The 5,884-nt window shown below is 64.4% G+C and carries 4 protein-coding genes and 1 pseudogene; 2 read left to right on the forward strand and 3 right to left on the reverse strand.

What is annotated here, in order from left to right; translation table 11 throughout:
* Positions 1 to 136: 136 nt before the first annotated feature.
* Entirely contained in the window at positions 137 to 1,867 is a 1,731-nt protein-coding gene (locus tag AX735_RS21465; protein ID WP_066284638.1) for a VirD2 family relaxase/mobilization nuclease, read from the forward strand.
* A gap of 48 nt (positions 1,868 to 1,915) precedes the next feature.
* On the opposite strand, the gene AX735_RS21470 is transcribed toward AX735_RS21465, so the two are convergent.
* From AX735_RS21470 to AX735_RS21480, 3 genes are read right to left on the reverse strand one after another with little or no spacing between them, the layout of a single operon-like run.
* Entirely contained in the window at positions 1,916 to 2,413 is a 498-nt protein-coding gene (locus AX735_RS21470; RefSeq protein WP_017502708.1) for a PIN domain-containing protein, read from the reverse strand.
* Between the two features lie 3 nt (positions 2,414 to 2,416).
* Positions 2,417 to 4,924, reverse strand: coding sequence for an HsdM family class I SAM-dependent methyltransferase (locus tag AX735_RS21475; protein WP_017502707.1), 2,508 nt, complete (start codon positions 4,922 to 4,924; stop codon positions 2,417 to 2,419).
* Positions 4,921 to 5,445 (reverse strand): hypothetical protein, encoded by a 525-nt coding sequence (locus tag AX735_RS21480; protein ID WP_017502706.1) that lies wholly within the window; start codon positions 5,443 to 5,445, stop codon positions 4,921 to 4,923. The genes AX735_RS21475 and AX735_RS21480 overlap by 4 nt, the downstream gene beginning before the upstream one ends.
* A gap of 241 nt (positions 5,446 to 5,686) precedes the next feature.
* Here AX735_RS21480 and AX735_RS21485 point away from each other — a divergent pair.
* A pseudogene (locus tag AX735_RS21485) lies at positions 5,687 to 5,884 on the forward strand (conjugal transfer protein TraG); the annotation flags it as partial.

Here is a 5,884-nt window from a genome sequence, read left to right on the forward strand (position 1 = left end):
TGCGCCTCGGTTGTGGCCTTGATTCTCAAGGCTTTCGGGCATTGCTGCGCAATGTGTGCGGAAATCCCGCACTGTGCGGCGCTGGCTGGAAACCAGCAGCGCGCAGGGTTTGCCGCACATTGCGGCCTGTCCCGGCATGAGCCGCGACGACGATTTCCGCCTCCGGCCAGGCCGTATCCGCTCGCGCGGTAGCCAGCGGGCGCTGCCGATCATCGTCCAAGCGCTCGCCGCCGCGCAGCGGGCCGGCGGCCATGTCTCGCGCCGCGGCCAGATCGTCGCGCCGGGCCGCTCGACCTTCGGTCGGGGCCGCGTGGCGAGCGTCCGCGCGACCCATCGGCTCGGCCACCGATCGCGCCAGGTCATCGTCAAGGCGCGCGTGGTCCGGCATGGCGGCCGCGCCTCGCTCGCGGCTCATCTCAACTACCTGCAACGCGATGGCGTCACCCGCGACGGCGAGCGGGGCGTGCTGTTCGGCGCCGACGCAGACGGCCTCGACCGCAACGAGTTCGCCGCCCGCTGCGAGGACGACCGGCATCATTTCCGGTTCATCGTCTCGCCCGAGGATGCCGAGCAGATGCGCGACCTCAAGGGTTTCACCCGCGAGCTGATGACCCGCATGGAAAAGGATCTCGGCACCCGCCTGGACTGGCGGGCCGTCGAGCACTGGAACACCGACAATCCCCACATCCACATCATAGTGCGGGGCGTCGGCGAGGACGGGCAGAACCTCATCATCTCGCGCGACTATATCCGCGAAGGGATGCGGGCGCAGGCGCGCGAGATCGTCACCCAAGAACTCGGCCCGCGCACCGACCTTGAAATCCGGCAATCGCTGGAGCGGCAGATCGAAGCCGAGCGCTGGACCGAGATCGACCGCGACCTGTCGCGGACCATGCAGCGCAACGGCCTGATCGACATGGCGCCCGAGCCCGGCGTCCGGCCGGACGGCGACCATGTGCTGAGGATGGGACGGCTGCGCAAGCTGGAGCGGCTCGGCCTCGCCAGCGAGATCGCGCCCGGCCAGTGGACGTTGGCCGGCGATGCCCAGGCGGCGCTGCGCGAACTCGGCGAGCGCGACGACATCATCAAGCGAATGCACAAGGCGATGAGCGACCGCGGCATCGACCGGGGCGCCGGCAGCTATGTCCTCGACGCCGATCCCGCTCAGCCCGTTATCGGCCGGCTGGTCGATCGCGGCCTGCATGACGAGCTGACCGGCAAAGCCTATGCGATCGTGGACGGGATCGGCGGCCGCACCCACCATGTCCAGCTTCCCGACATCGAGGCGACCGGCGATTGCCGGCCCGGCGCGATCGTCGAGCTGCGCCGCTTCGAGGACCGGAAAGGCCGGCAGCGGGTGGCGCTGGCCGTGCGCTCCGACATGGACCTTGAGGCGCAGGTCCGCGCGCCGGGTGCGACCTGGCTCGACCGGCGCAACCTGTCAGGCGACGGCCATGATCTCGGCGGCGGGTTCGGGACCGAAGTGCGCGCCGCGATGGAGGCCCGCGCCGAGCATCTCGCCGACGAGGGGCTCGCGCGGCGGCAGGGACAGCGGATCATCTTCGCGCGCAACCTGCTCGACACGCTCCGCCGCCGCGAGCTGGACGCGGCCGCCAAGGACTTGTCGGCCGAGATCGGCCAGCCGCACGCGCCGTCCAAGGCCGGGGAGTATGTCGCGGGCACGGTGCGCCAGCGGATCACGCTCGCCTCGGGGCGCTTCGCCATGATCGACAATGGCCTGAGCTTCCAGCTCGTGCCCTGGTCGCCCTCGCTCGACCGCCAGATCGGCAAGCACATCTCCGGCGTCATGCGTACGGGCGGCGGGGTAGATTGGTCGTTCGGGCGCGGCCGAGGGCTGGGCCTTTAGCGGAAGGGTTTGGGGCCGAGAGCGAGCTGAAGCAAAAGAAGGAGTCGCTCAGACGAGAAGAACGCGAAGGTCCGGAACCACCGGCGCAATCACTTGAGTGAAATCCCGGTCGGAGGTGACGACGACATAGTTTCGTTCAAGCGCTTGTGCCGCAATCCAGAGATCATTCTCATCGATCTGCAGAAGCTGGCCGCTCACACGATCGGTCCAGGCCTCGACCCAGCGTGGAATACGGCGCCTGATGTCGATCCGCGCCAGCGCGACGCTCGATTTAACGGTCGCGAAGGCATCTGCCGTGTGCCGTGTGACTTCGGCCAACGGGTGTGCCTCGGTGCTGACGAGGCACGCTTCAATGTGCGTGAGCGGCTGGCTTGCGGCGCGCGCGAGCGCTAACCCGAACCTGAGCTCGCCGACCGTTACTACCGATACGAGCTGCGCGGCTTGCGCCGGTAAGTCGGCGACTGCCTGGCGGACGGCGATATGATTGGGCCTCCGCGCGTCATAGAGCACGGACACAAGGTTCGTATCGAGCAGATAGGTGTCCATCCGCTACTGGACGTAGCGCCTGAGCCGCTCAACCTCGTGCTCCGGTGCCGGCGTGAAGACTTCGAGCGCCCAGGCGCCAGTGTTTTCGCGTAGCAGCGGGCCGACATATTCGTGCAGCGGGAGGTAGGCGGTAAAGTCCTCTGGGAACCAGCCCTTGAAGGTATGTGCGACACGCCGTTCAGCTTCATGTCCACGAAACGCTTCGAGCAATCGTCGCTCCAGACGAGGAGGCAGATCGAAGGCCTTCAAGAGCTGCGCGTCGATATCGATCAGCAACCCTTCCAACCGCTCGTCGATCTCGGGCGTGCGTAGCGCATGGGCTGCGGCGGCGCCAAGCGCGTCGCGGTAGCGCCACACTGCGGCGACCACGTCACCAAGCGCGCCCCGCTTTGGCAACGGCAGCTGCTTCATAACAACATTGGTGAGATGCTGGTTCGAGGCCCGCTCGAGGACGAAGGCGCTCGCCAGCGGGCTGTTGATCAGCGCTTCGATCGCTTCCACTGGCAGGTCTGATGTGGTCGGCCAGATGCCAAAGAACGCCTGCGACGGCACGAGCCCGCTCGCGTCTAGCGCGCCATCCAGCCGCCAGGGGCCACGCGACCGGCGCGCCACGTTGACCAGTATTTTGGGTTTGTCCCAGGCGCGCGTGAGTGGACCGAACCGATATGCGGATTCCTCGCGCATATCGACGAAGCCGGTCGTGGTGATACTAAATTGAAGAAGCGAGTCCGCGGGCTTGAAAATTCCTCTGGCAAAGCCCTCCCGAGGAACTGCGCTCCAGCCGGCAGACTGGCTGATCCACTGAAGGCCGCGATGAACTTCGGCTTGACCACCAAGCACGGGATAGTCCGCCAGATATTCCCAGACCTCGTCGAGCGCACCAATCCAAAGGTCCCCCGAACATACCAGCTTGGTGCGGCGGCGCTCGGTGGTGACCTTACCCGTCATGAGAAAATCCGGACGGCCTCGGTCGGTGACTTCGACGGAGCGCAACTGGCTCGGAAGATTCTTCGCATCAGCGTCGCGCTGGCCGGTGGCGATGATCACGGCCGCCTCCAGCCCGGCACGCTGAAAGATGCGGTCAGGAAGCGATGTCAGCTCGATCCGGTCATATGTGTCAGCGAGCAGCTGGCGCAGTTCGCCATATTGCTTCTGGCGGAGAAAGCCTTGCGGCAAAACGAAACCCAGCGCTTGGGGCTTGGCTTCGATGAGCGTCCGCAGCACCGCCATCGGCTTCGAGAACGACTTTGCCGCCATCTCGGGATAGCGCTGGCGCTCTTCGCTGTCGAAGTCCTCCCAGGGTGGGTTGCACAGGACGATGCGCTTGCCAGCGGCATCTGCTCGAAGCGCGTCTTTCTCGAACAAGTCCTTGGATGCGATTTTCCAGCCATTTGCGTTGGGGTAATCAGCAAGGATCAGCGATAGCGTCGCGACTTCACAGGCGAAGCTGTCGAGTTCCGCACCGCTGATCCGCTTGACGAGAAAAGCGTGCCGCTCCTCGCCGGTGAGCGTATCGGGAAGCTGATCGCGCAGGTGCCGCAGTGCCGCGACGAGGAACATACCCGCGCCAGCGAACGGCTCGTAGATCGTTATGTCCTCAAGATCGAAGCGGCCGAGATCGAGTTGGCCAACGACATATTCAGCCACTTGTCTGGGGGTAGAGTGCGTGCCGAAGCGTTTGCGCGTGTCAGCCGTCACCAGCGTGTTTTCGTAAACGAATGCCAAACTGTCCGACGAAATGTTCCGGAAGGTGATGGCGCCGCGAAGCGTCGTCCATGCAGTCTCCACGGCCGACGACGGAAGGGCATCGACCGCGGGCCGCAGCATATGATCGAGATGATAATAGGTCTCGATGCCGGCGAGCACATCGCGCACCGGCGCATGGGTCCATGATGTCGCGTCAGGATGCTGGCGATCGATCAGGATTTTGGCGGCAAGGAGCCTGAAGGTGGTGCGGAAAACCGCTTCTTCGCGTTGCGGATCGTCGATCCCGGACAGCAGTTGGGCAATGACTTCGCCGAGCAGCCGATCGAGCTTCACTTCGATCTCATGTTCGATCGCCGGCATCAGTCCCAGATCGACGAAGTCGAGCTGATAGGCCGTCTGGGTCTGGGCCAGCGACTTGGCGCGGTGAACCGCGTGTGGGTTCCAATTGTCGGCATTGCGCTCGAACAGCGCGTCCAGCTGGTCGAGCGGAACCCGTTCGCTCAGACGTGGCTTGCCTTCCGCGCCGACCCGCCAGACCCCGACATCTTCAGGGCTGATCGAGAACAAGATCGGCGCACCGAGCGCCCGGCGGCGTAGCACGGCGTCCGCATCGTGCGTGCCGGTAATCACGCCAAAGGCGGCCGAGCGATAGGATTCGGGAACTTGTGTGAACGCGGCAAGTGCGACGCACTGTTCCTCGCCCGCCTCCGACAGCACATCGGCGAAGCTATAGTCGTGGATGAGCGATTCCGGTCGATAGCCGATCGCACGCAGTCCCGCTTCGATTCTGGCGAGCGCGGTCACGCCGCGTCACCTTCGGCAGTGCGCAGCATGATGCCGCCCTCTGCGTCAGCCGGCGCTTCGCTTCGGCGCAATCCCACCGCCGGAAAGAGAGGGAGTTGCGCGATCGGCTCGGAGACGCCGAAGCCCTGCGACAGCGCCTCAAGATGGGCGTTGAGCCGAAGCAGGATTGCATCCTGGTCGGCCGGCAACGGATCGCTACCACCGAGCAGCGCACAGCTATCGAGTCCAAAGATAACGAGCCGGTGGTTCCACAGGCCCGGAAAGGACCGGCCGTTCAATAGCTCGCGTGCGCGAAGCAGCAGGTCGCGATGGACTTGGAGTTCGACATGGAACCGGCTGCGCATAACGACGGCGAGCCGGAGCAACAGCACTGTCTGCCAGCCGAATTGAGCCTGCTGACCCTGGCGTGATGCCGGGACGTCCGGATGAATGAGCCTGCGCCGCACGGTCCATTCGCGCAGCTGATCAGCCGAAAGCCCGGTCAGCTTCAGGACATCCCGCGATCCGATTAGACGCACCATTTTTCTCCGGTTCGGGTATGATGCCCGAACTTGGATCGGGTATCATACCCATTCTGGTTGGTAAAGCACCTTGTTCTCGATCTGTCCGCTCTGATAGCGCGCGACATACGGGACCGTTCAATCGATCACCGTCGAAAACATAGCAGACTAAACTACGCTACTCCCTGTATTTCTACGCTAGACTTCCCTCAACAATAACAGTGACTTGATTTGATGTCCGGTACGCATCGACCTCGGTGCCATGTCGGCAACCAAAATCCTTTGGGGTCAGGTCTTCACGGTCTTCCTGATCGTGCTCGCAGCCATTTGGGCCGCGACGCAATGGACGGCCGCAGCGCTCGCCTATCAGCCCCAGCTTGGGGCGCCCTGGTTCATGCTCGGCGACTGGCCGATCTATCCGCCGCCGGCCTTCTTCTGGTGGTGGTTCTCGTTCGACGCC

It is taken from the genome of Blastomonas sp. CCH1-A6 (assembly GCF_001556365.1).
Classification (GTDB): Bacteria; Pseudomonadota; Alphaproteobacteria; order Sphingomonadales; family Sphingomonadaceae; genus Blastomonas; species Blastomonas ursincola.

Excerpts from the sequence above, each read along its gene's own strand:
- AX735_RS21465 (WP_066284638.1), top strand. The coding sequence starts at position 137 with ATGAGCCGCGACGACGATTTCCGCCTCCGGCCAGGCCGTATCCGCTCG.
- AX735_RS21470 (WP_017502708.1), bottom strand. The coding sequence starts at position 2,413 with ATGGACACCTATCTGCTCGATACGAACCTTGTGTCCGTGCTCTATGAC.
- AX735_RS21480 (WP_017502706.1), bottom strand. The coding sequence starts at position 5,445 with ATGGTGCGTCTAATCGGATCGCGGGATGTCCTGAAGCTGACCGGGCTT.